The following is a 23653-nucleotide window of genomic DNA, read 5'->3' on the forward strand; positions in this document are numbered from 1 at the left end:
GTGCGGCAGCGGTGTCGCGAACACCAGCATGTTTCCGTCGACGTCGCGCAGGCACATCTGCCGGACACCGAAGGCCATATCCCGCGGCGCCTCATCGACCGATACGCCATTGCCGACACATTCCGCGTGAAACCGGTCGACATCGGATACGTTCAGAAAAAGCCGCGTTCCGATGGCTCCGTCGCCGGCATGCTCGGAGAGAAAGAGCTGAACGCCGTCGCGGCTGACGGATGCAAAAATGGGGAAGGCTGCATCGAACTGCCTGCGCCAGTCCTCGGTAAAGCCGATGCTTCGGTAAAACGGTATCGCAAGCTTCATGCTCGCGACACGCACAAATGGCGTGCAGCGATCGATAGTCGTCTTTGTATCCATTCGGTCGGCGATCCGATTCCCTCATTTCCTCCCGGGAACTATAGCCTTATCCGGGCGATTTGGCATTGCCGTGCCGGACGAAGGGCAAGCAGACAAAAAGCCGCGGCAAAACCGCGGCTTCCAGGATCGGGTGGCCGGAGCGGCGGTTAGAGCATCGGGCGACAATATTGATCCATTTGATGATCCAAATCAGCTTGCTCGGCCAGGCGAACGGCGCCGCGCGATGTGGTGCATCGGGCAAGCCGTTCAACGACGCCGACGGGCTGATTTGGTTCACCGAAGGCCGGCTTATCAGGCCTTCTGGACGTCGTTGCGATCGCCTTGTGGTCGACCCGGACCACGGCGGCGATCGCGCCTGGCCAGTAGGCCTGATAAGCCGGTCAAATGGTTCAATATCATCGCCCGATGCTCTAGTCGGTGGCGATGCGCTCCAGAGCATTGTCGATAGCATCGACAATCTCATCGAGTTCCGTGCGCGTGCTGATCAGCGCCGGGCTCAGGCACAGCGTATTGTTGTAGGCGTCAAAGCTCCGGTTCGTCGCGCCGATGATCACACCGTTGGCCATGCAATCGGCCACCACAGCCTGCGTGGTGCTTTCAGCGGCCGGCTCGCGGGTCTCGCGGTTCGCCACAAGCTCAATGCCGCAGAACAGACCCTTGCCGCGCACGTCGCCGACGAGTTCGTGCCGGTCCTTCAGTTCCTTGAGCCTCGTCATGAGGTATTCACCCATCACGGTGACGTTTTCCAGAAGGTTCTCATCCTCGATGATGCGCATGTTTTCGAGCGCCGCGGCAGGACCGGCGGCGCAACCGCCGAATGTCGAGATGTCGCGGAAATAGCTCATAGGATCGGAAGGGTCGGCCTTGAACTGGTTGAACACACCCTCCGTGGTCACCGTGCAGGATATGGCAGCGTAACCCGAAGCCACACCCTTTGCCATGGTAACGATGTCCGGCTGGATGCCGTAATGCTGATATCCGAACCATTTGCCGGTCCGTCCGATACCGCATACGACCTCATCGATATGAAGCAGGATCTGGTATTTCCTGCAGATCTCCTGAACGGTCTCCCAGTAGCCCTCCGGCGGTGTGATGACGCCTCCGCCAGCGGTGATGGGCTCGAGCACAATCGCCCCGATCGTATCGGGATCCTCGCGCAAAATGACGTCTTCGATTGCCCTGGCCGCCCGAACGCCATAGTCGTCGCAAGGCCCGTATTGGGACCGGTACTCCATGCAGTGCGGAACTTCCACAAAGCCCGGCGTGAACGGGCCGTACTGATCCTTGCGCTGGTTCTGACCGGCTGAGCTCAGTGCGGTGATTGTGGTGCCGTGATAGTCGCGTTCGCGGTACAGGATCTTGCTTTTCTTGCCGCCACGCCGGTTGTGCGAGATCTGCCTGACGATCTTATAGGCTTTCTCGTTGGCCTCGGAGCCGGAATTGGAGAAGTAGACCCGGCTCATGCCGGGCATTTTTTCAATCAGCTTGCGCGCGAACAGGGCGCCCGGGACGTTGCCGGCCGAATTCGCAAAGTAGTTCAGCTTCACAAGCTGGTCGCGAACAGCGTCGGCGATGCTCTCGCGTCCGTAGCCGACATTGACGGTCCACACGCCGCCCGAGACCGCGTCGAGAAACTCTCTGCCCTTGGCATCCCAAACGCGCATGCCCTTGCCCTCGATGATGACCATGGGGTCCGAGGTTTCATACCGTTTGTGCTGGCTCAAATGGTGCCAAACATGTGCGCGATCGCTCTCGACGGCTTCGCTGAAATCGTTGCTGCCCGGTGACATATTCATTGCCAAACTCCCGCCAAGGCCGCGCACAATCCATCGACGCCGCCTGATTGCCTAGCTCTTTTCATGGGCGACAGTCCCATGAGCGCACGGCACACGATAGCCCCAGTTCACGGCGCAATATGACGCCAGATGCTCCGGTGCTTCCGTGTCGTCTGCCGGTCTGTGCCTTGCGGTGCGGTTCCTTCCTGGAATTCCTGCGCGACCATTGCGATCAGTATGATGCCCTCGCAGCGCAATGCAGCGGTATAACGCGGGACCGCACCAGCGCGGGAACGTTGCTCGTGGAAGGTTGACCGGACGCGTCCGGCTCCTCACCATTGCCGCGAATTCTTCTCGGCCCGCTTCAGTGATCTTCTTCACACAGCGAGTGGTCTGAGAGCGCCTGAATGACATAGCAGTCTTTTACGGTTCCCGCTTCGCAGGAACCGGCGATGCGGGCGAGTTCCTTCTCAAGGCGCTTCAGTTTCGAGATGCGGTCGCGCACAAGTTCGAGATGTTCGCCGGCGATGCGGTCGGCATCGTCGCAAGGCATGTCCGGGTGAGCGCTCAGCCTGATGAGGTCGCGGATCGCCTCAATGGACAGACCAAGATTCCGGGCGTGCCTGATGAAGCCAAGGCGCTCCAGTTCGCTGCGCGAATACCGCCGCTGGTTTCCGGCTGAGCGCTCCGGCGCGCTGATCAGTCCCATCTGCTCATAGTATCTGATTGTCGGGACTTTGACCCCGGTCCTGCGCGAGATCTGACCTATGGTGAACAATTCGAAATACCTCTTGAACCTATAGTAGCTAGAGAGATTATATTTTGCCTCTCGATTCAACAAGGGGCGAAGACATGGCTGCCTGCTGCGGACAAGACAAGAATTTCGACGGAATGTCGGACGACTACAAGCGCCGCTTGTGGATCGTGATCGGGCTGAACGCAGCGATGTTTGCGATCGAGATCGTCGCCGGGCAAATGGCCGGCTCAAAGGCTCTCCAGGCCGATGCCCTGGATTTTCTGGGCGACGCGATGACCTACGGCATTTCACTCGCCGTTATCGGCTCTTCGATCGCGGTCCGGACCACCGCCGCGCTGGCAAAGGGGATAAGCCTGCTCGCCATGGGACTATGGGTTCTGGGGTCGACAATCTGGCACGTGTTTTTTGTGGATGTGCCGGAAGCGCATGTGATGGGCGCCATCGGTTTCCTGGCCCTGGCGGCGAACCTTGCCAGCGTCATGCTGCTGGTTCGCTACAAGGATGGGGACGCGAACGTCCGATCGGTGTGGCTGTGTTCGCGCAATGACGCCATAGGCAACATTGCCGTGATGTTTGCCGCCCTCGGCGTGTGGGGCACGCAAACCGGCTGGCCGGACCTGATTGTGGCGGCGATCATGGCAAGCCTGTTTCTCATGTCTTCCGTGCAGATCGTCCGCCAAAGCCTCCTCGAAAGGGCTGCCGCCCGCACGCACGCCGCAACCGCACCCGCCGAATAACGCCTCAGTTTCTGGTCGTTGGCGCCGGAGGCGCGCCGTATTCGTCAACGAAGGCGCGAAAGGCATCGTCAAGCTTCTGCGGATCGGCGAACCGGTCCAGATTCTCCGGAAGCACGACGAGGAGGTAGTTGTTGCCGAGCGCCCATTGCCCGTTCAACTGGCGCAGTCTTTTGTAGGCGTCGTCGGTGAGTGCTGCGGAAAATCGTTTCGGCAGCGGCAGTCTTTTCCGTTTCATCGCTCTGGTCCTTGCTTCCCGGGAACTGCCATTGCGCGCGCCGGCGCGAACCTGCTGCAAGCGAGAATGGCCTGTTTGGATTGGAAGAAAACCCAAATGCCGGGCCGCGGCCAGCGGTCGCAATACGGTCAATACGCCCCCGTATTATGTTGCCGGTATCATGTTGATTGTCTGCTGCCATTGGTGTTCACTCCGGACGACCGGCGCAGACATCAATGCGGGTATCTTCAGCCGTTTTCGCGCATCCAGCAAGGGAGATCAGTTATGACAAATCTGAGAATTGGCGACATCGCACCTGATTTTGAGGCAGATACGACGAAAGGCAGGATCCGCTTTCACGAATGGTTGGGCGATTCCTGGGGGGTGCTGTTTTCGCACCCGAAGGACTTTACGCCGGTGTGCACGACGGAACTCGGCTACATGGCCAAAATCAATCCGGAATTCCAGAAGCGCAACGTCAAGATCATCGGCCTGAGCGTCGATCCGGTCGAAAATCACGCCGAATGGGCAGCCGACATCGAGGAAACGCAGGGTTTCATGCCGGATTACCCGATGATCGGCGACACCGACCTGAAGGTGGCGAAAGCCTATGGAATGCTTCCCGCCGGCGCCGGCGAGACGTCGGAAGGCCGCACCGCGGTCGACAATCAGACCGTCCGCACGGTCTTCGTGATCGCACCGGACAAGACCATCAAGCTGACGATTTCCTATCCGATGAGCACGGGCCGCAACTTCAACGAAATCCTGCGCGTCATCGATTCGATGCAACTGACCGCCAATCACAAGGTGGCAACCCCGGTAAACTGGGAGGACGGCGATGATGTGATCATCGTCCCCGCGGTTTCGAACGAGGAAGCCGAAAAGCAATATCCCGACGGGTGGAAGACGCTGAAGCCCTATCTTCGTATCGTCCCGCAGCCGAAATAGCGCAACCGCGCGGAGCACGCAGCGGCGGCATCATCCGCCGCTGCGCAACGCACTTATCCAGCGGACTGTTGCCGGTGGGACATCGCCGGTTGAAAACTAATCCTATCCTCCCGGTGCAGTTTTGCTATACTGCTTTTGTAATGGGCGGATTTGTTCTGTTTCGACGCAGATAAGCAAGAAGATAATATAAAAGACTAAAGAATTCCTGGCATTCGCCCGACGGGGACCGTGAGCGTGCAGCGACTGTGCCGCGCCGGTCCGACCGGTGGTTGGAAAGGGTGGCCATGGATCCTGCAGTACAAGGACTATTCGACAACGCTGCGACAATACTCGGCTTCGGCTTTCTCGGCCTGTCGATGGTATTTGTCATTCTGGGCTATCTGAACGTCAAGCAAATCGTCAATCAGCCCGATCCCAATGAATCGGCGGTAAATCTGAGCCGGTTCTTCCTGAAGATCGCACTTGTTTTCATGCTGTGCGCGGGGCCGTTGCAGTGGGTGACGCTAGCCATTGAGAAATACGTGTCGGTCCAGGAGGTTGAACTGCACATCACCATGACCCACCCGGAATGGGAGCAGGGCTATGGTGATATCCTGCTTGTCCACAAGGGCCGGACCCACGCGCTGATCAACAATCCCTATGTTGGCGTCTATGGCGAAAACGATGAGATACAGTTGAACGCGGAAAGGGTGGCCACCGTCATCCGCAGGATCCAGGCCCAGCTCACCGTGATCAATGAAGCGGCCCGCGGGCCGGTCGGCGGAGGCGGCAATGGAACGGCCGGCGGATCGGATGGCCGCGCGCCGCTACCGCCGCCCCCGGTTGCCGATATTCGCATATTGAGCGGCGGGTGAACCGATGAAAAAACGGACATTTGGATTCGCCCTTGCCGCCATCCTCCTGATCGGCTCGCCGGCCGGCGCCGAACCGGACAAGTTCGGTCAGGACGTGCCGAAAGCACTTGAGCGCCAGGTTCTGCAGGCACGATTGATGCGTCTGCCCTATCAGAAGGATAAATACGATCCTGAAAACTCCGAGCGGCTCCTGCTCAGGGTCATTGAGCGCAAGCCGGATTATTACCGCGCCCATTTCAATCTCGGCCTGACGTATCATGAACTGGGTGACTACGAAAAAGCCGTCGACGCATTCGACGCGGCAATGCGGATTCGCGAGGAACAGCGGATCGATGACTTCACGCTCATCAATACGGCCGGCTGGTCCAGTCTGAAGAACGGCGATTTTCCACGTGCCGAACGTTTGTTGCTGCAGGCCGAAAAACTGACCGAAGGAACCGACACCTATACCGAAGGTGCGGTCCACGGCAATCTGGGTGAACTCTACTTTCTGACGCAGCGTTTCGATGAGGCCGAACGGCATCTGACGATCGCGAGCGACCAGTTCGGATCGCGGGAAGCAGCCTATTATCTCGAGCTGATCGACCGAACCCGGAAGGTCATCATTCAGCAGAAGATACAGATCGACAGGCGGATGAAACTCAGGTCGACCGGAACCAATTAGGCCTCACCACCCGGCCGTCTTGACAGGCTTGTACGGATCGAACAGGGGACGCCGCCTGTGCCGGTTTTCGTCAAATCCAGCAGCAGAAAAGACTTGGTTTTACTGATTTTTATAATGTAAAATGTACAACTGTAGATTTAACGAGCTGATGGGAAGTAAAATCGCTGAGAGTAACCTTTGGCACGCGACCGCCGCCGAAAAGTATACCGGATCGGAACTGAATCAGGATCTCCTATCGGATCTGGTGATCATTGGGGGCGGGTTTACCGGTTGCTCCGCAGTCCTTGAGGCATCCACGCTCGGCCTGGATGTTTGTCTCATCGAAGCCGACCGGATCGCTTCCGGTGGCTCCGGACGCAATGTGGGTCTGGTCAATGCCGGGCTGTGGACGGCGCCGCAACAGGTTGAGGAAAGTCCGGGCCGGGAGGCCGGTGCAAGGCTGAACGCGCTTCTGGCGGAAGCCCCGGATCTGGTCTTTTCAATTATCGAAAAACATGACATCGCGTGTGACGCCACGCGAAAGGGAACCTTGCATTGCGCCCATTCCAGAGGCGGCCTGCGCGGCCTGCGGCGGCGTTTCGATCAACTGACGCGTCGGGGTGTGCCCGTGACGCTGCTGGATCCCCTTGATACGGCGGCGCGCACCGGCACCTCGCGTTTCCATGGCGCACTGCTTGACGAACGTGCCGGAACCATTCAGCCGTCGTCCTATTGTGACGGCCTCGCAAGGGCCGCGCACGAGGCCGGTGCCCGGATATTCACGGGCGCACCGGTCGAAAGCGTCGAGCGGACCGGAGAAGGCTGGCGCGTGCGCACCCGTGGCGGTTCGGTTGCCGCGCGTGCGCTCCTTGTTGCGACAAACGCCTATCATGGCGGTGCGGATGGTATCGCCCAACCGGCCTTTGTGCCGATTCACTATTTTCAGGTGGCGACCGCGCCCATGAAGGAGACGAGTGCCGACGCCGTTTTGCCCGGCCTCGAGGGATGCTGGGATACCGCGTCGGTCATGTCTTCATTCAGGCGGGACGCGGCCGGACGGATGCTGTTCGGCGCCTTCGGGTCGCTCGATGGTGTCGGTGAACGCATCCATCGCGACTGGGCCCGGGCCAGGATGCTGCAGGTGTTTCCACATCTTTCGGACTTGCCCATCCAATATGCCTGGCATGGCCGCATCGCCATGACCTCCGACCATCTGCCAAAAATTATACGGTTCGGACCGAGTGCCTATTCGGTCTTCGGTTATTCCGGCCGTGGCATAGCACCGGGAACGCTTTTCGGAACAAGGCTTGCAACCGCCATCGCATCGGGAAGTGAGGATGAGCTTCCGGTGCCGCCCTGCGAGCACCATTCCGAAGCGGGAGCCGCTTTGAAAGCCGCTTTTTACGAGAACGGCGCGCGTCTTGCGCATTTGCTGAGGTTCTAGAGCAAGCCTGGGCTAGACGATGGCCTGAAAAACAATCCCGGAGACGATCGCGCCCGATACTCCGAGTGCCAGATAGCTTGCAAAGACCCCGCGATTGACCAGTGACCAGACAGCCGCCATGGCGGGAATGGAACTGACGGCGCCGGCGACCATGAACGCCATGGCAGCGCCCGCGCCCATGCCCTGATCCATCAGGCCGGCCAGAAGCGGCGGCGCCACATAGCCGTTGAGATAAGCAGGCATTCCGACAACCGCCGCTGTCACGATCGATCCGATGCCGTTCCCGCCGACGGAGGCTGCGATGAGCGAGGCGGGCACATAGGTGACCAGAAGCGCTTCCATCACATAGGCGAACGCCAGCCATTTGACGAGAAACATGCCGTTGGCGACGAATTCGGAGCGGAAGATTTCGCGCCTTTGCGCCTCGTGCCAGAAGGCCCAGCGCGGTTTTCTGTCGTCCGGTTTTGGTCCGCCGCAGCAACTGCTCCCGGGCCGCGGGCGCAGCGGGTTGGAAAAAAGGCCCGCCGCGCATGCCGCCTTTATCGCAAACCCGCCGGCAAGTCCGATGAAGACGGCGGAGGCGGCCTTGCCGACCGCAAAGGGCCATCCAAGGGCGCTCGCGGTTATGACCAGGGTAGGGGGATCGACCAGCGGGGAGGAGAGCCAGAACGCCATGATGGCCGACAGCGGAGCGCCCAGCGCCAGGAGGCCCGCGATGAACGGAATGACCTCGCAGGAGCAGAACGGCGCCAGCCCGCCCACAAGAGCGGCAAAAACGATCATCCGATTTTCGCGTCCCTCGAAAACACGTGTGGCATAGGCTTCCGCGCTCGCGGCCTTGAGCCATGCGATCATGATCACCGCGATCAGGATGTAGGGCAGTGTGCCGGCAAAAGCGCGGGCCGCAAAGTCGATGACCGGCAGCGTGTTCGCCCTGTCGAAGAGGAAGATCAGCACCGGGACGGCAACCACCACGGACCACGGCGATTTCAGCATGCCGAGATTGCGGCCGCCGGCGGCGTGCATCGTTTGTTGAGCGATATCGGTCACGTGCTTTCTCCGCGCAGTTGCATGGAAGGAATTGGAGTCTTTAAAACTATAAATCTAGTTATATAGAAAAGAACGAAAGATCAAGCCTTCTTTTTTGCTCGCCGTAAACCGGTGCGCGGGTGGCCTTTATGTGGCTTGAATGCGTTGTCGGGGCAGGGTTTCGGGTATGCGCATAATGGCGACCAAAGAAAGCGCGGCGACGAAAAGGATCAGGGAAACGTAACGGACAACCGGCCTCCAGGCGGAACGTACCGTCTCCGATAGCGGCATGTGCGGCTCAGTAGCCTCGTCCGCCATGGCGGGTGTTTCCTCCGGATCGCGCCTCAGCCGGAAGCCGACGAACGAGATGACGACACTCAGCAGGAACGGCAAGCGCCAGCCCCATTCCTGCATCTGGCTATCGGTGAGGAGAGCCGCGGCCATGTTATCCCGCTAAAATTCAATCCTTGTTTCATATGTGGACGGCCCCCTTCTCGCAAGGTTCTGGTTTATGATATTCGACTGGATTGCTTGCGCTCATATGTCCGGCCTGTTCGCGCGGCGTTGAATGCCACTGGCCCGGATGGTAGCCCGGTCACGCGCGGTGCAATCCGTCCTGCGGGCCGGCCCGCCGGACAACAAGGTACGGAAGACGGTCAATGGCTAACCCGCTTTATGATGCCCTGTTTGCGCCCCACGAGGGCAACACCGGTGTTTTCCTGCACCTCAAGGACGGCGGCGGGATCGCCTTCGAGGCGTTTTTGCGCATGGCGGCGCGGTTCGCAAACACCATGCGCGATGCCGGGCTGGAGCCGGGCGACCGTCTTGCCGTTCAGGTGGCAAAGTCGCCCGAGGCCTTTGCCGTTTACGCCGCATGCGCGCGCGCCGGAGTCGTCTTCCTGCCTCTCAACACCGCCTATAGGCCGGCGGAAATCGGATATTTCCTGGAGAATTCGGGCGCGAAACTGCTGCTGTGCGATGACGCTGCGGCGGCGGCGCTTGCGCCCGTCGCTGGCGGGAACGGCACATCTTTGATGACACTGAATGCCGACGGCGGCGGAAGCTTCAGCCAGGCGAGCCGGGAAAAAACGGAGGATTTCGAGACCGTCGAGCGCAACGGCGACGACCTTGCGGCCCTGCTTTACACATCAGGCACGACGGGCCGTTCGAAGGGTGCGATGCTGACGCAGGACAATCTCCTGTCGAACGCCCGCACGCTGGTCGACTATTGGCGCTTCACCTCCGACGACGTGTTGCTTCACGCCTTGCCGATCTTTCACACCCACGGCCTCTTCGTTGCGATGAATGTCAGCCTGCTTGCCGGCTGTCAGGTCATCTTCCTGCCTGCCTTCAGCGTCGATGATCTTGTGGCCAACCTGCCGCGGTCCACCGCGATGATGGGCGTGCCGACCTTCTATACACGGCTGCTCGACGATGCGCGCTTCACCGGCGATCTTGCTTCCCACATGCGCCTGTTCGTGTCGGGCAGCGCGCCATTGCTCGCCGAGACGCATGTCGCCTTTCAAGCCCGCACCGGCCACCGTATCCTCGAGCGTTACGGCATGACCGAGACCAATATGAACACCTCCAACCCCTATGACGGCGAGCGCCGGGCCGGAACGGTCGGCTTCCCGCTGCCGGGCGTTGAATTGCGTGTCGCCGAGCCCGACAGCGGCAACACGGTGCCGTCGGGCGAGATCGGTGTGATCGAGGTGCGCGGACCAAACGTCTTTGCCGGTTACTGGCAGATGCCCGAAAAGACGAAAGAGGAGTTTCGTGACGACGGGTATTTCATCACCGGCGACCTCGGCCGGGTCGACGAGGACGGTTACGTCCACATTGTCGGCCGGCAGAAGGATCTGATCATCTCCGGCGGCTACAATATCTACCCCAAGGAAATCGAGCTCCTGCTGGACGAGCAGGACGGGGTGCTCGAATCCGCCGTCATCGGTGTTCCGTATCCCGATTTCGGAGAAGGTGTCGTCGGAGTGATCGTGCTGGAGAAGGGCCGCGAACTGACCTCAAAGGACCTTCTGGCCGCCATCGACGGCAAGATTGCACGCTTTAAAATGCCCAAGGAGCTCGTATTCGTCGACGAACTGCCGCGCAACACCATGGGCAAGGTGCAGAAGAACGTGCTGCGCGACCGCTACGGCGATATCCTGAAGACGTGACTAAATACAGGCACCATCGGGAATCGTGCGGGGCAGGTCGTTCAACTCCTCGATGCTGAAGCCGGCGATTTTCTTGTACTTTTCCGCGTGGGCCGCCAATTCCCCGTGGCTGGCGACATCCTTGATGTTCTCGAACGAGCCGCCGCACCGGTCCTCGATCATCTGCAGCACCGCGTCCGGGCCGCTGCCCCGGTTTGTCAGGATGATATTGCGGGTTGCCGGCAGGACTTCGTCCTCATAGGCCAGAAGCGCCTTCGGCGTTACACCATGGTCGAGCAGGGCGCGTCCGATCTTGCGCGCGTCGACAATCGCCTGGCTGGCGCCGTTCGAGCCGACGGGATAGGTGGCATGCGCCGCATCGCCCATCAGCGTGACGGCGCCATGGGTCCATCGCTCGATCGGATCGCGGTCGACCATGGGATATTCGTAAACGGTCTCGGCGCCGGTGATGAGGGCGGGGACATCGATCCAGTCGAACGACCACTCGGTAAATGCCGGCAGGAAGTCGCCAATATCGGCCTTGCGGTTCCAGTCCTCCTTGTTCCAGACCGCGTCCGGATCGAAGGTCAGTTCGGCGATCCAGTTCATCGTCACAAGGCCCGACTGCGGGTCGGGCTTCGAGATCGGATAGGCGACAAGGCGCCGTGTGGCGCGGCCGATGAGCGCCATCGTCGCTCCGGTCCTGAACGGTCTGGTCTGGCTTGTGGCGCGCTGGTTCAAGGCGCTGCGGCCGAAGATCGGAATTTGCGAGGATCGCTTTGCCGGCGATCTGAACCGGGATGAACGCCTGGCCCTGCTGCGCGCCCTGCGTCTTCTATCCGGCATAAAGACGGATCAGAGCCAAGCGTAAATGCCTTGGAAAATCCGTTCAGGCAGCATTCAGGTACGCTGTGCGACAAAATCCACACAATGGATGGTGGAGCATTGAAGCCCGGTCTTCCTTGCGGCGATCGGGACCCCGTCGCCATCGCCAATCGTCTTCACGGCCCGCCGCTTCGCTGGGGCATGTCACATTGCGGCAGGACCGTGCAGGAGAGCCGGTGTAATCACCGCCCTGATCATGCCGGTGGGGAGACCGGACGCCGACATCGGCGTCCGGTCTTATCTGTCTTGGGGGACGAGGTCAGGGAAGCGGAATGAACTCTTCCGCATCACCGGGCGGGAGCTGGAAACGCCCGTGCGCCCAGTCGCCCTCGGCCCATGCCTCTTTCGCGGCGTCGATTTTCTCTTTTGACGACGCAACAAAGTTCCACCAGATGTGACGCGGACCGCCGAGCGTGTCACCGCCCAAAAGCATGATGCGCGCTCCGCCGTCTCCGGCCTTCACGGTCATGGCATCGCCGGGGCGGAAAACCATCATCTTGCCGCTGTCGAACCTGTCTCCGGCAATGTCGATCGACCCTTCAACCACGTAGATGCCGCGGTCCTCATGGTCGTCCGGCAATGGCAGAACGGCCCCGGCCTGCAGCACGGCATCGGCGTAGAACATGTTGGTGAACGTCTTGACCGGCGCGCGCTCGCCCCAGGCATTGCCAAGGATAAGGCGCACAGTCTTGCCGCTGCCTTCCAGCACGGGCAATTGCTCCTTGCCGTGGTGTTCGAATGCCGCATCGCTCTCTTCGGCCTCGTCCGGCAGGGCAACCCAGGTCTGTATGCCGAACAGGCTGCTGGGCGACCGGCGCGTCTCGGCGCTTGTCCGCTCCGAGTGGGTGATGCCGTTGCCGGCGATCATCCAGTTGACTTCGCCCGGATAGATCATCTGATCGGTTCCGAGCGAGTCGCGATGATGAAACTCGCCCCGGTAGAGATAGGTGACGGTGGCAAGGCCGATATGCGGATGCGGGCGCACGTCTATTCCCTGACCGGTCAGGAATTCAGCCGGTCCGGCCTGATCGAAGAAGATGAACGGCCCGACCATCTGCCGCTTCGGAGCAGGCAGGGCGCGTCGCACCTCGAAGCCGCCAAGGTCACGGGCACGTGGAACGATGATGGTTTCAATACTGTCGACATCGCCTGCTTGCGGGCACTGCGGTTCAAGCGCGGGGTTCCAGCTCATGATCAATCTCCTCCTTTCGGATCAATATGAGCGCTCACCGCGGGCGATCAACGCCCGGGCGGGTGACGCACCGTCAACAGGATGCCGGGACCGCAAAAGCCGGCGGAGGGGCTTTATATCCGTGCCCTCCCGCCGTGATCGAAGGAGTCAGAGCTGGAACTGATAGGATGCCGGCACGTAGCGGAAGCCGTTGCCCTGCGCCTCGACATAGCCAAGAGCAGGGAAAGGCATATGGTAACCGACGAATGGAATCTTGTCCGACGCCAGCATGCCCAGCACCTTGCGCCGCTGCGCTGCGGCTGCCTCCTTGTCCATGTCGAACAGGACCTCCCAGTCCGGGTGGGCCAGCGACCAGACATAGTGATTTGCCAGGTCTGCGGTCAGCATCAGGCCGCTGCCATTGCTTTCGATCATGAATACGAGGTGTCCGGGCGTATGCCCGAAGGCCTCCATCGCGGTAATGCCGGGCGCAACGGCGTCGCCGCCCTTGATGAAGGTTATCTTCTCTGCAAGCGGCTTGACATTCGTTGTTACGAGCGGTCCGGCGCCGCCTTCCGCGCCCTCCGTCGTCCAGAAATTGTATTCCGCTTCGCCTGTTACATAGCGCGCATTGGGAAATGCGGGACCGTCACCGGCCAGAAGGCCGCCGATGTGATCGGGATGCATATGGGTAATGACGACGATGTCGATCTGGTCCGGCGTGTAACCGGCGCTGCCAAGGGCGCCCGCTATATCGCCGCCATTGCCGCCGAGGCCCGTGTCAAAGAGGATCAGCCCATTGCCGGTATTGACGACGGTCGGGGTGAAGAAGAACCGGGTTTTGTCGGTCGGGATAAAATTGTCGGACGACACTTTTTTGAACTCGTTCGCGGACACGTTGAGCCCGAAGATGCTTTGCGGGTTGTCGCGGGTGACCGAGGCGTCGAGCAGCGTATTGACCTCGTATTCGCCGACCTTGAACCGGGCGAACGGCGCTTGGCCGCCTGTCTGCATGGGCGCGGCCGCATGAGCGGAACCGGCACCTGCAAGGCTCGCGGCAAGAGGCAGTGCGGCACCGCCGATGAGGGCGGAACGTCGCGTAACGGTGACTTCGGACATGGTGTTCCCTTTCTAGGTAGTCTTGTAATGGTCGCCCGGGGCATCCAAATGGGCAGGTAGCGCGGCCTTGCCCTGCGGCAAGGGCATGGGCCGCACGCTTTGCCGAGAGGTAGGCACAATGATCACAAGACGAAGTCTGCTTGGTGCCGGTATCATGTCCGCCGCGACCGCATTCCCGTTTCAAGGAAACGCCGCCATGCAGGGGTCTGCCCGGGACAACGGATATTTCTTCCCCGAGGAATCGCACGCTCATCTGCGCACGTTCATGCAGTGGCCGTCCAACCGAACGGTGCATTAGCGCACACGGGTCGCCGCGCCCGATTTTGTTGCGTCCTACGTCAATTATTATGTCTGCAACGGCGCGGTGATCGGCGCGCGGTTCGGCGATGCCGAGACCGACAGCGAGGCCCGGAGCGTTCTCAGCCAGTTCTATCCGGACAGGGAAGTCGTCCTGCTCGATATCGATCCGATCGGCGAAACGGGCGGCGGCGTGCACTGCGCCACCCAGCAGCCGCCGCGGGTTTAACCCGGATCCTCTCTAATCGCTCTAATAGAGCGCCAGCCTGCCTGTCAGCATGTCGATGTCCTCGTCCTGCGCTGGACCGATGCCGAGGCATGTGACGGTGCCCTCGGCAAGCACGGTCTTTCCGGCATCCTCTATGAGCTCCGCCGGCAGGCCACGATCGGCAGCCAGCGAGAAAAGCTCCCGCAGCACGTCAGCCGTTGCCGCGGCGAGCACGATTTTCGGCATGCCCTCTTCGATCCATTCCTGCCGGTCGGGCGTAGCGGTTTCCAAAAAGGCGGCAACGGATGCATGCGCAACCTGGGCGGCAAGCTTTCCGGGCGGCAGGTCAATTGCCCTGTTGACCACGATGACTTGTTTTATGAACGCTTTCCGGGTGAAGTCGGGTTTTTGATGCCGCAGGGAAAGGAAACCGGAACCATGCTTACTCTCCTTGGCCGTCGCAGTTCCTCCAACGTGCAGAAGGTGGCCTGGCTGCTGGCCGAACTCGGCGTGGACCATCGTCACATCGAACTTGGCGGCGCGTTTGGCGGCCTCGACACACCTGAGTTTCGCATGATGAACCCGCACGGAAAAGTCCCGGTGCTGAAAGATGGCGATCTCGTTGTCTGGGAGTCTCATGCAATCCTGCGATATCTCGCATCCGCTTACGGCTCCGGGCGCTTCTGGAGCGAAGACCCGGGCGAACGATCGCAGGCTGACCGGTGGATGGACTGGTCGCAGACCGTCCTGCAGCCGGATTTTGTTTCCGGCGTGTTCTGGGGCTTTTACCGCACGCCTGAAGATCAGCGCGACTGGACCGCGATCAACGGCGCGGTCGATCGCTGTTCAACGCATTTCCGGCTGATTGACGCAATGATCGAGGGCAAGGACTGGTTGTTTGGAGACGAACCGACTCTTGCCGATATCGTCATCGCAACGCACCTTTACCGCTATTTCGAGCTGGACATTGAACGATCCGAATTGCCGCACGTGGTGAAATGGTATGAACGGCTTCAAGCGCGCGACACCTATCGTCAGCACGTCATGGTGCCGTTTGACGACCTTTACGGCCGGCTGACTTTTTAGAGCCAAATCTTGAAAATGGCTGCGAAAATCACCACCTAAGGCTCCTGCGGACGACCGCATGCTTCCCGTAATTACTGATAAGGACGACCTTGTCGACTGTATAGGAGACAGGCATGTCCTGGATATTGTTGTTGCTCGCCGGCCTTCTCGAAGTCGGGTGGGCGGTTGGCCTGAAATTCACCAACGGTTTCCGCCTGCCGCTTCCGACCGTTCTGACGGTTTCGGCCATGGCCGCCAGTATCTTCCTTCTCGGCCTTTCGCTCAAGTACCTGCCGCTCGGCACCGCTTATCCGATCTGGACCGGTATCGGCGCGGTCGGAACGGTCGCCGTGGGTATTGTTCTCTTCGGGGAACCCGTTACGGCAATTCGCCTGGCCTGTGTCGGTTTGATCGTGCTGGGTATCGCAGGTCTGAAATTGGCGGCCTGACAAAAATCGCACCGGGCGCCGTTGCCGGCGCCCGGTGCGGCGGTTTCCAGGTCATCTTTAGGAAAATGTCTCTAAGGACCGCTGTTCGCTCCGCTGATCGCGCCGCACGACCCGTTCGATCTGGCGACCCTGTCGCTTCTCGATTCGCTGACGCCACCGGTCTGGGAGGAGGGCGGCGATTCGCGCTTCCTGCTCGGTACGGACGATCAGGGCCGTGGGATACTTTCGACCATCCTCTACGGGTCGCGCATATCGCTCGCGGTTGGATTTGCCTCCGTCATACTGGCCGCTGTCCTCGGCATTTCCCTTGGCCTGCTCGCCGGCTATGTGGGCGGGAGGACGGATTCCATCATCATGCGCATCGCCGATGTGCAGTTGACGTTCCCGGCAATCCTGATCGCTCTGCTCATAGACGGTTCCGTGCGCGGCGTACTCGGCGGCGTGGACCGCGAACAATCCGCCTTCTATGTGCTTGTTGTGTCGATCGGCCTGTCGTTCTGGGTTCAATATGCGCGCACGGTACGCTCCTCCACACTCGTCGAAAAGAACAAGGAATATGTGCAGGCGGCGCGGCTGATCGGCCTCCATCCGATCAAGATCATGGCCCGCCACGTGTTGCCGAATGTGATGGGGCCTGTTCTGGTGATCGCGACGATCAATCTGGCGCTGGCAATCATTACCGAGGCGACCCTGTCTTTCCTCGGTGTCGGCATTCCGCCGACCCAGCCTTCGCTCGGAACCATGATCCGCATCGGCAATGATTTCCTGTTCTCGGGCGAGTGGTGGATCACCATATTCCCGGGTATCACGCTCGCCGTGCTGGTCCTTGCCGTCAACCTTCTGGGCGACTGGCTGCGCGACGCGCTGAACCCGCGATTGAGGTGAAAACGCCGGCGATGCCATCCGAACCGGATTTGCTTTAAACCGCATGCGGTTTTAACCGATCGAAATCCCGTCCCGTTTGCTTTCATCGTCGGGCTCGACGTGGATCGTGACGTTTGCGCCCGGAATGGCGTTTTGCAGGGCGTCCTCGACGCGGTTGCAGATTGCGTGCGAGTCGGCAACGCTCATACTGCCGTCGACCACGAGATGAAACTCGATGAACGAGACATGGCCGGACCCGCGTGTCTTGATATCGTGGACTTCGATCGCCCCGGACGCGCTTTTCAGGATCGTCCGGCGGATGCGTTCCGTTTCCTCATCATTCAATGCGCCGTCCATCAGCCCGTCGACGGATGATGTGATGACCCGCCAGCCTTCGAACAGCACGTTGATCCCGACAGCGATTGCGATGAGCGAATCGAGAAAGATCCAGCCCGTCGCCAGCACCAGGACAAGTCCGATGATGACCCCCGCCGATGTGACGACGTCGACAAGAATGTGGCGCCCGTCGGCGGCAAGGGCGGGCGAGCGTGATTTGCGCCCCTCGGAAATCAACAGCCATGCCCACAGCGCGTTGATGCCGGCAGCGACCGCGTTGACCGCGATACCCGCCAGCGGCATGTCCAGATGGTGCGGATGGAGGAGCGCGGAAACGGCTTCCGAAAAGATCAGTATCGCCGCCAGCACAATCAGCACGCCCGCGACGACGGCGGAGAAATACTCGGCCTTGTAGTGCCCGAAAGGATGGCCCTTGTCGGCCGGCCGGTGACTGATGCGGATGGCGACCCAGGCCGTAAGGGCGGTCACGACATTGATCACCGACTCCACGGCGTCGGAATAAAGGGCGACCGATCCGGTGATCCACCATGCCGCTGTCTTGAGGCCGAGAACGGCACAGGCAACGACTATGGACCAGCCGGCAAGACGGGCAATCGTTTTCTTGGCGCTCATCGCGACCCTTCATGCCTGCGGAGGGCAGTCTCACTGTCGGTCTGTCACACTTGATGCGACACGTGCAACCGCGAATGCATGACCCCTGTCAGAATTTTGTAGACAAGTGTCACCGGCGGTTAAGGATCGGACACTGTTTTCCGCAACCGGATTGCACCTGCTATTCCCCGCGGGGTCCGTGAAGGTATCCGGGAGCGGCTCCGAATGGCGTGGCGGCTTTCAAGGATATCATCGCGCCGGCGGCCTCACCGGTGGTCAGCAATTTCAAGAAAGCCGGCGCTGTCGTCATCGGGCGCACCAACACGCCCGGGTTCTCGTTTCGCTCTAACCTACGATCCGGCAAGCGCTCTGACCTCCGTGTTGCGCCACGTCGTTCTGATCAAAATCAGCGCCAGAACAGCAGCCGCTGCGCAGAAATAGAACGGAACGTTGATATCGATCGCCATGAGCAGCCCACCCATGAGTGACAGGACGCCCGCGGCGAACGTGAACGCCGCCGTCGTTATGCCCATCACCAGTTCGTTGATAATCGGAAAGACGAGCCCTTGTCCGATGAGGTCGACGAAGACTAAGGCGAGCAGTGCGAATTTGGCGATCGGGTTCACGGCAGTTCCTTGTGAATTCTGATTTCGGTTACCCCGGACCGAAAACCACATTAGCCGTCGTGACCTCCCGTGACCAATCCCGCAATGCCCGAATTGTTTAAGGCTGTAAGCAAGTTTGATCCGATGAGCGAAGCGAAACCATACCAGTGCCTCTTTTACGCGCCACGCTCCACGTCAAGGGTTACGCTGAAAAACCCGGGTAGTTTGGGAGTGACACGGTGGCAAATGGAAGCGAGCTGGCGCTGATACTGGAAGGCGGTAAGACCGCCCATGTCGAGCACAAGAAGGATTTGCGCGAGCAGATTGGGCGTATCGGACTTTTCGAGATGTCGGCGCTCGCCGCGCCGGCCCTTGCGGGCGCTCTGGGTTTGACCTGCGCTGTGGTGTTTTACGCCTCCGGAACCTCCGGCGCTGCGCTGGCGGAATTCGCCGCCGTCCTCACATGGTTCTTCATCGCTGTCCTGCTGAGCGTCATGGTGCCTGGCTTGTCCTGGCTGCGTCACTACACGCGCGCGCTTTCACTGTTTGAGCGGAAGCTGGACTTCGAGGAGCCCTTTGTCCACGGCAATGCCAAAACGAGGCTGCTGACCCATGCCGGCCAGCTTTGTGTCGCCGCCGCCGTGTGCGCGATTGTTTTCTCCTACGGCGCTCTGGCTGCCGGCGGGCTTGCATTTCTTGATTTAATGCGCTGATTTTTCAGCCTTCTCCGATCCTCCGGCTCGTTGCGGTTTTGCGCGATGGCGAAGCTTTGGGTATGTTGCTGATGGACGTTGCCGAGTCTGCATCTGTTGACCCGGGCAATGAAGGGGCACCTGCTGAAAGCACCGGGGGACAAACCAGTTGCGCAAAGCCTATCCGCCTATTGAGCCTTACAATTCCGGCATGCTCGATGTCGACAACGGGCACGAGATTTATTGGGAACTCTGCGGCAACCCGGCCGGCAAGCCAGCGGTCTTCCTTCACGGCGGACCGGGTGCCGGTTGCACCGAGGACCATCGCCGTCTTTTCGACCCGGACCGTTACAGGGTCCTTCTGTTCGACCAGCGAGGGTGCGGACGCTCAACGCCCCATGCGAGCCTCGATTCCAACACGACCTGGCATGTGGTCGACGATATCGAATCCCTGCGCATGAAATTCGATGTGGACCGATGGCTTGTATTGGGCGGATCATGGGGCAGCACCCTGGCGCTCGCCTATGCGCAGACCTATCCGGAGCGTGTGTCCGAACTCGTGCTTCGAGGCATATTTACGGCCCGAAGGTCCGAATTGCTTTGGCTCTATCAGGACGGTGCCTCCTGGCTCTTCCCCGACAAGTGGCAATCCTTCGTGGAGCCGATCCCCGACGAGGAGCGCGGCGACCTGATTGCCGCCTACCACAAACGGTTGACGGGCAATGATGAAGAGGAGCGTCTCCGCGCCGCGCGCGCCTGGAGCCTTTGGGAAGGCGAGACGGTTCGTCTCATGCCCGACAAGAAGCTCAGCGAGCTGCACTCGACCGACGAGTTCGCACTGGCGATCGCGCGCATCGAAAACCACTATTTCATCAACAAGGGTTTCTTCAAGGACGCGCAGATCCTTCGGGATACGCACAGGATAAGACATATCCCGGGCGTTATCATTCATGGCCGTTATGATGTCATAACGCCGATGAGGACCGCCTGGGACCTGCACCGCGCCTGGCCGGAGGCAGACTTTCAACTGGTCGATGGGGCAGGGCATGCCTTCAATGAACCGGGCATTCTGCACCAGACCATACTGGCCACGGACCGTTTTGCCGACCAGACGACCTGAAGCGGGCGCCTTCGCGCTTCAGGTCGTCGTCGGCGCTGCCCCGCCAAAAAGGTTCAGTGCCGCATATTGCAACAGCATGATGGTCTTGCCGTCCTGAATGCGCTCGTCGGCGATCATGGCGTAAGCGCTGTCGAAATCCACTTCCATCACCTCGATGTCCTCGCCTTCGGTCGCAAGGTCGCCGCCATCTGAGACCCGGTCGCCCGGTTCATAAGGCGCCACGGAACAATGGTTCTTTTGCGCCACCGCACCCGGGCTGACAAACGCTGCGTCCGTTGAAAAAAGCGGCGCTGTTGTAAAGATGATCTTCTGCGCGCTCGGCGAAGCCGGCAACGATCGCCAGGTCGTGTTCAGTGGCGAGCGCGGACAGACGGTCAAGCGCCCCGTCGCCGGGCGCTAGTGAAGTCGCACGCATCCGGTTTTCTGCGCCATATCCGCCAAGCGCTAACTCCGGCGCGATCAAAAGCCAGGCGCCGCGCTGCGCTACCTCGCCTGCCGCGCGTTCGATGCGTTCCAGATTGGCGGCGACATCGCCGGCAACCGCGCTCATCTGCAAAAGGGCAAGGTGCATGGTATGATTTACCTACTTGTCCGACCCCATGGCGCCGAGCAGCCGCCGGATATCACCGAACCTGGCGATTAGCCCGAACACGATGGCGGCAATCAGCACAAAGACGACGGAAGCGGCGGCCATGGTCGGGGTGTAGCCATAGCGCAGCGCATTGAAGACCTTGATCGGCAGCGTCTCGACCGTGAACCCCACGGTCATGTAGGCGACAATGTACTCGTTCAGCGACAAAACGAATGCGAACGCATAGCCAGAAATCATGTAAGGCACGATGAGCGGCAGGATCACCGTACGCACGACAGTGCCGTCGTCGGCGCCCATGGTCGCTGCGGCTTCGACCAGCGACCGGTCAATCGTCGAAAAACCAAGCGAGATGGTCACCAGCGGCAGCGTTACAAAGAAGATGCCATGGCTGATCACTGCCGTTACCGGCTGTCCGTAAAGACCGGCGGCAACCCAGAAGCTCAAAAAGCCGAGCGCGGTGATCACCGGCGGCAGGATGAAGGGGGCGAGGCCAAGAATGCGAATCCAGTTGGCCCAGGATGCGATCCGCCGCCACAGGAAGTAGGCCAGTGGAAACGCGATTGCGACTGCGATTGCTGCGGCAAAGGCCGCCAGCAGGACGGAGACGATCAACGCCCCGCGCCAGCCCGGATCTGTGAACAGTTCGCCATACCAGGCGAGCGAAAAGCCTTGCGGCGGGAATGTCAGCGATCTCTGTTCGTTCACCGAAACACCCGCAACCACGATCAGGGGCAGCGCCAGAAACAGGGCAATTGCGGCCATGAAGGCCCGCTGAAGCCAAACTGCGGTCATGTGGTCTCCCTGCGCGCGCCGACCAAAACGGTGAGCGCGACAAGCGACAGCGAGATCAGCACCAGGAACACCGCCATCGCTGCGGCAAACGGCATGTTGGACTGAAGGATCGCCTGGTCGGTGATCAGAACAGAAAGGGTCCAGTGGCGCGGGCGGCCGAGGAGCTGTGGCAACAGATAGGAGCCAAGTGCAAAAACGAACACCATGATCAACGTCGCCACAATCGTGTTGCGCAAGGCCGGCACCACGACATTGAAGAATGCCCGTAAAGGTGAAGATCCGAGCGTACGCGCCGCTTCCATCAATGTCGGATCGAGCCGGATAATCGCTGGATAGAGGATCAGGACCGTGTAGGGCAACGCCTGGTAGACCATGCCGGTGAGAACGGCGCCGAAGCCAGGCAGCAGCGCGCGGGGCTCGCTCATCAGCCCGATAGCGACGAAGAAGTTTGTGATGCCGGCCGTGCGCGACAAAAGCGTCGACCAGGCAAAGCCGATGATCACTTCGGACAGCGACAGGACCGATAGCATTGCGACCAGCCAGATCGTCTGCACGCGGCGCGAAGCGCGGGCCAGACAAAAGGTGAAGGGGACCGATATCGCTACACAGACGATCGCGACAGTGATCGCCAGCATCAGCGAGAAGCTCAACACGCCGCCAAAGAAGGGGGACAGGAAGCGGGTATAATTGTCAAAAACGAAGTCAGGCGAATAGAATCCGGCCGGATCACGCTGGAAGAAGCTGACCGCAATCATGATGGAGAACGGGACCACGAAGAACACGGTCAGCATCAAGGCCGGAAAGGCAATCGGCGCATAATGAGCCAGCGCTTTTGGCGGTTCGCGCCTCAATGTGCCAACACCACGCAGGCTTCGGGTGGAAACACCACGCCGACATCATCGCCCTGATGCACCGCAACGCGATCGCGCGGGGTGGAAACAGCAACGATCGTCGTCCCGGCGACGTCCACAAAGGTTTCAACGGTGCCTCCCAGATCGCGGACGAAACCGACCTTGCCCGTCAGTCCCTCGCCAGCTTGGTGCAAATGCACGTCTTCGGGGCGCACTGACAGTTTGCCCGCCGCAAGGCCGGCGGGCGGGTGAAGGCCCGCAACCGGCGCGCCGAGCACCGTGATGCGGCCTGCACCATCGGTTTCAAAATCGAGCAGATTGGTTGAGCCGATGAAGTCGGCAACGAACGCGTCGGCGGGCTTGCGGTAGATTTCGACGGGTGCGGCCGCCTGCCTGATACGGGCCTGCCCCATGACAACGACCAAGTCGGCCATGGTCATCGCCTCGCGCTGGTCATGGGTAACGACGATTGTTGTGATGCCCAACTTTTGCTGAAGCTGGCGCAACTCCACCTGCATGGCTTCGCGCAGCTTTGCGTCGAGCGCCGACAGCGGCTCGTCGAGCAGGAACAGTTTCGGTGACAGTGCGAGCGCCCGGGCAATCGCCACACGCTGACGCTGCCCGCCCGAAAGCTGGTTGATCGCGCGATCGGCGACGCCCGGCAACCGGATCAACTCGAGCAGTTCCTCGACACGGTCGGTTCGGTGCGCCGGCTCAACGCCGCGTATCCGTAGAGGATAGGCGATGTTTTCGCCAACAGTCAGATGCGGGAACAGCGCGAGCGACTGGAACACCATGCCCAAACCACGCTTGTGGGTCGGCACATGGGTCATGTCCTGCCCGCCGACCACGATCGACCCTTCGGTTGGCTCCTCGAGTCCGGCAACCATGCGCAGCAATGTGGTCTTGCCACAGCCTGAAGGCCCCAGAAGACACACGAAGCTGCCGTCCGGCACGGACAGATCGATTGCATCGACCGCAGTGAAACCGCCGAACCGCTTGGTAACCCCCTTTATCTGAAGTCCCGACATCGGGCGTCCTTTCCGGTGGCGGCCCGCTGCCCACTCCG

At 60.5% G+C, this 23653-nt stretch carries 28 protein-coding genes and 2 pseudogenes; 13 read left to right on the top strand and 17 right to left on the bottom strand.

Annotated elements, in window-relative coordinates; genetic code table 11:
• From AC5E6N_RS01915 to AC5E6N_RS01925, 3 genes are all read right to left on the bottom strand, one after another.
• On the bottom strand, positions 1-372 hold a 372-nt coding region (locus AC5E6N_RS01915; protein WP_491746219.1), incomplete at its 3' end, for a glyoxalase superfamily protein.
• Positions 373-782: 410 nt separating this feature from the next.
• Positions 783-2168 (bottom strand): aminotransferase family protein, encoded by a 1386-nt coding sequence (locus AC5E6N_RS01920; protein WP_491746220.1) that lies wholly within the window; start codon positions 2166-2168, stop codon positions 783-785.
• A gap of 343 nt (positions 2169-2511) precedes the next feature.
• The gene (locus tag AC5E6N_RS01925) at positions 2512-2925 is read right to left on the bottom strand and encodes a MerR family transcriptional regulator (RefSeq protein ID WP_491691248.1); all 414 of its coding nucleotides are present in this window, start codon (positions 2923-2925) and stop codon (positions 2512-2514) included.
• 74 nt (positions 2926-2999) lie between these two features.
• Between AC5E6N_RS01925 and AC5E6N_RS01930 the strand changes: the two genes are divergently transcribed.
• Entirely contained in the window at positions 3000-3641 is a 642-nt protein-coding gene (locus AC5E6N_RS01930; protein WP_491746221.1) for a cation efflux transmembrane domain-containing protein, read from the top strand.
• Between the two features lie 4 nt (positions 3642-3645).
• Here the strand turns inward: AC5E6N_RS01930 and AC5E6N_RS01935 are convergent, their stop codons facing one another.
• Positions 3646-3876: a hypothetical protein gene (locus AC5E6N_RS01935; protein WP_491746222.1), complete on the bottom strand. Its 231-nt coding sequence runs from the start codon at positions 3874-3876 to the stop codon at positions 3646-3648.
• Between the two features lie 264 nt (positions 3877-4140).
• Here AC5E6N_RS01935 and AC5E6N_RS01940 point away from each other — a divergent pair, with 264 nt between their 5' ends.
• From AC5E6N_RS01940 to AC5E6N_RS01955, 4 genes are all read left to right on the top strand, one after another.
• Entirely contained in the window at positions 4141-4803 is a 663-nt protein-coding gene (locus AC5E6N_RS01940) for a peroxiredoxin (protein WP_491746223.1), read from the top strand.
• A 284-nt stretch (positions 4804-5087) separates the two neighbouring features.
• On the top strand, positions 5088-5657 hold the full coding sequence (locus AC5E6N_RS01945) for a hypothetical protein (protein WP_491746224.1): 570 nt from the start codon (positions 5088-5090) through the stop codon (positions 5655-5657).
• 4 nt (positions 5658-5661) lie between these two features.
• Positions 5662-6321: a tetratricopeptide repeat protein gene (locus AC5E6N_RS01950; protein WP_491746225.1), complete on the top strand. Its 660-nt coding sequence runs from the start codon at positions 5662-5664 to the stop codon at positions 6319-6321.
• A 244-nt stretch (positions 6322-6565) separates the two neighbouring features.
• Positions 6566-7744, top strand: coding sequence for an NAD(P)/FAD-dependent oxidoreductase (locus tag AC5E6N_RS01955; RefSeq protein ID WP_491746226.1), 1179 nt, complete (start codon positions 6566-6568; stop codon positions 7742-7744).
• A gap of 12 nt (positions 7745-7756) precedes the next feature.
• Here the strand turns inward: AC5E6N_RS01955 and AC5E6N_RS01960 are convergent, their stop codons facing one another.
• Positions 7757-8794, bottom strand: a complete 1038-nt coding sequence (locus AC5E6N_RS01960; RefSeq protein WP_491746227.1) for a permease — start codon at positions 8792-8794, stop codon at positions 7757-7759.
• 126 nt (positions 8795-8920) lie between these two features.
• Positions 8921-9217: a hypothetical protein gene (locus AC5E6N_RS01965; protein ID WP_491746228.1), complete on the bottom strand. Its 297-nt coding sequence runs from the start codon at positions 9215-9217 to the stop codon at positions 8921-8923.
• Between the two features lie 215 nt (positions 9218-9432).
• On the opposite strand from AC5E6N_RS01965, the gene AC5E6N_RS01970 reads away from it, so the two are divergent.
• Positions 9433-10947, top strand: a complete 1515-nt coding sequence (locus AC5E6N_RS01970) for a malonate--CoA ligase (protein WP_491746229.1) — start codon at positions 9433-9435, stop codon at positions 10945-10947.
• Here the strand turns inward: AC5E6N_RS01970 and AC5E6N_RS01975 are convergent, their stop codons facing one another.
• Complete coding sequence (locus AC5E6N_RS01975; protein WP_491746230.1) at positions 10948-11616, bottom strand: FAD-dependent monooxygenase; 669 nt, start codon at positions 11614-11616, stop codon at positions 10948-10950. It abuts the gene before it with no gap.
• Between AC5E6N_RS01975 and AC5E6N_RS01980 the strand changes: the two genes are divergently transcribed.
• Positions 11606-11797, top strand: a complete 192-nt coding sequence (locus tag AC5E6N_RS01980) for a hypothetical protein (protein ID WP_491746231.1) — start codon at positions 11606-11608, stop codon at positions 11795-11797. The genes AC5E6N_RS01975 and AC5E6N_RS01980 overlap by 11 nt on opposite strands.
• 273 nt (positions 11798-12070) lie before the next feature.
• On the opposite strand, the gene AC5E6N_RS01985 is transcribed toward AC5E6N_RS01980, so the two are convergent.
• Entirely contained in the window at positions 12071-13003 is a 933-nt protein-coding gene (locus tag AC5E6N_RS01985; protein WP_491746232.1) for a pirin family protein, read from the bottom strand.
• A 147-nt stretch (positions 13004-13150) separates the two neighbouring features.
• On the bottom strand, positions 13151-14101 hold the full coding sequence (locus tag AC5E6N_RS01990; protein WP_491746233.1) for an MBL fold metallo-hydrolase: 951 nt from the start codon (positions 14099-14101) through the stop codon (positions 13151-13153).
• Between the two features lie 331 nt (positions 14102-14432).
• On the opposite strand from AC5E6N_RS01990, the pseudogene AC5E6N_RS01995 reads away from it, so the two are divergent.
• Positions 14433-14627, top strand: a pseudogene (locus tag AC5E6N_RS01995) (agmatine deiminase family protein); the annotation flags it as partial.
• 21 nt (positions 14628-14648) lie between these two features.
• On the opposite strand, the gene pth2 reads toward AC5E6N_RS01995, so the two are convergent.
• Entirely contained in the window at positions 14649-15125 is a 477-nt protein-coding gene (gene pth2, locus AC5E6N_RS02000; protein WP_491746234.1) for an aminoacyl-tRNA hydrolase, read from the bottom strand.
• Between pth2 and AC5E6N_RS02005 the strand changes: the two genes are divergently transcribed.
• The 3 genes and pseudogenes from AC5E6N_RS02005 to AC5E6N_RS02015 all read left to right on the top strand — a co-directional run.
• Positions 15045-15692 (top strand): glutathione S-transferase family protein, encoded by a 648-nt coding sequence (locus tag AC5E6N_RS02005; RefSeq protein ID WP_491746235.1) that lies wholly within the window; start codon positions 15045-15047, stop codon positions 15690-15692. The two genes, pth2 and AC5E6N_RS02005, sit on opposite strands and share 81 nt — an antisense overlap.
• Positions 15693-15805: 113 nt before the next feature.
• Positions 15806-16120, top strand: a complete 315-nt coding sequence (locus tag AC5E6N_RS02010; protein WP_491746236.1) for a DMT family transporter — start codon at positions 15806-15808, stop codon at positions 16118-16120.
• An 81-nt stretch (positions 16121-16201) separates the two neighbouring features.
• Positions 16202-17005 (top strand): annotated as a pseudogene (locus AC5E6N_RS02015) (ABC transporter permease); the annotation flags it as partial.
• Between the two features lie 51 nt (positions 17006-17056).
• Here the strand turns inward: AC5E6N_RS02015 and AC5E6N_RS02020 are convergent.
• Both AC5E6N_RS02020 and AC5E6N_RS02025 read right to left on the bottom strand, forming a co-directional pair.
• On the bottom strand, positions 17057-17953 hold the full coding sequence (locus AC5E6N_RS02020) for a cation diffusion facilitator family transporter (protein ID WP_491746237.1): 897 nt from the start codon (positions 17951-17953) through the stop codon (positions 17057-17059).
• Between the two features lie 329 nt (positions 17954-18282).
• Positions 18283-18558 carry a hypothetical protein gene (locus AC5E6N_RS02025; protein WP_491746238.1) on the bottom strand — a complete coding sequence of 92 codons (276 nt, stop codon included), beginning with the start codon at positions 18556-18558 and terminating at the stop codon, positions 18283-18285.
• Positions 18559-18776: 218 nt separating this feature from the next.
• Here AC5E6N_RS02025 and AC5E6N_RS02030 point away from each other — a divergent pair, with 218 nt between their 5' ends.
• Positions 18777-19250, top strand: a complete 474-nt coding sequence (locus AC5E6N_RS02030) for a hypothetical protein (RefSeq protein ID WP_491746239.1) — start codon at positions 18777-18779, stop codon at positions 19248-19250.
• Between the two features lie 148 nt (positions 19251-19398).
• Entirely contained in the window at positions 19399-20349 is a 951-nt protein-coding gene (pip, locus tag AC5E6N_RS02035) for a prolyl aminopeptidase (RefSeq protein WP_491746240.1), read from the top strand.
• A gap of 18 nt (positions 20350-20367) precedes the next feature.
• Here pip and AC5E6N_RS02040 read toward each other — a convergent pair whose 3' ends face one another.
• Genes AC5E6N_RS02040 through AC5E6N_RS02060 form a run of 5 tightly spaced genes read right to left on the bottom strand, consistent with a single transcriptional unit; the run spans position 20368 to position 23615 of the window.
• A complete protein-coding gene (locus AC5E6N_RS02040) occupies positions 20368-20571 on the bottom strand; it encodes an NUDIX hydrolase (RefSeq protein WP_491746241.1) in 204 nt (67 codons plus the stop codon).
• Positions 20558-20920, bottom strand: coding sequence for a nitrilase-related carbon-nitrogen hydrolase (locus tag AC5E6N_RS02045; protein ID WP_491746242.1), 363 nt, complete (start codon positions 20918-20920; stop codon positions 20558-20560). The genes AC5E6N_RS02040 and AC5E6N_RS02045 overlap by 14 nt, the downstream gene beginning before the upstream one ends.
• Positions 20921-20932: 12 nt before the next feature.
• Positions 20933-21733 carry an ABC transporter permease gene (locus AC5E6N_RS02050; protein ID WP_491746243.1) on the bottom strand — a complete coding sequence of 267 codons (801 nt, stop codon included), beginning with the start codon at positions 21731-21733 and terminating at the stop codon, positions 20933-20935.
• Entirely contained in the window at positions 21730-22584 is an 855-nt protein-coding gene (locus tag AC5E6N_RS02055) for an ABC transporter permease (RefSeq protein ID WP_491746244.1), read from the bottom strand. Before AC5E6N_RS02055 ends, AC5E6N_RS02050 begins: the two co-directional genes overlap by 4 nt.
• Positions 22581-23615 (bottom strand): ABC transporter ATP-binding protein, encoded by a 1035-nt coding sequence (locus AC5E6N_RS02060; protein WP_491746245.1) that lies wholly within the window; start codon positions 23613-23615, stop codon positions 22581-22583. Before AC5E6N_RS02060 ends, AC5E6N_RS02055 begins: the two co-directional genes overlap by 4 nt.
• Positions 23616-23653 lie beyond the last annotated feature (38 nt).

The sequence above is a fragment of the Hoeflea sp. genome, assembly GCF_984452065.1.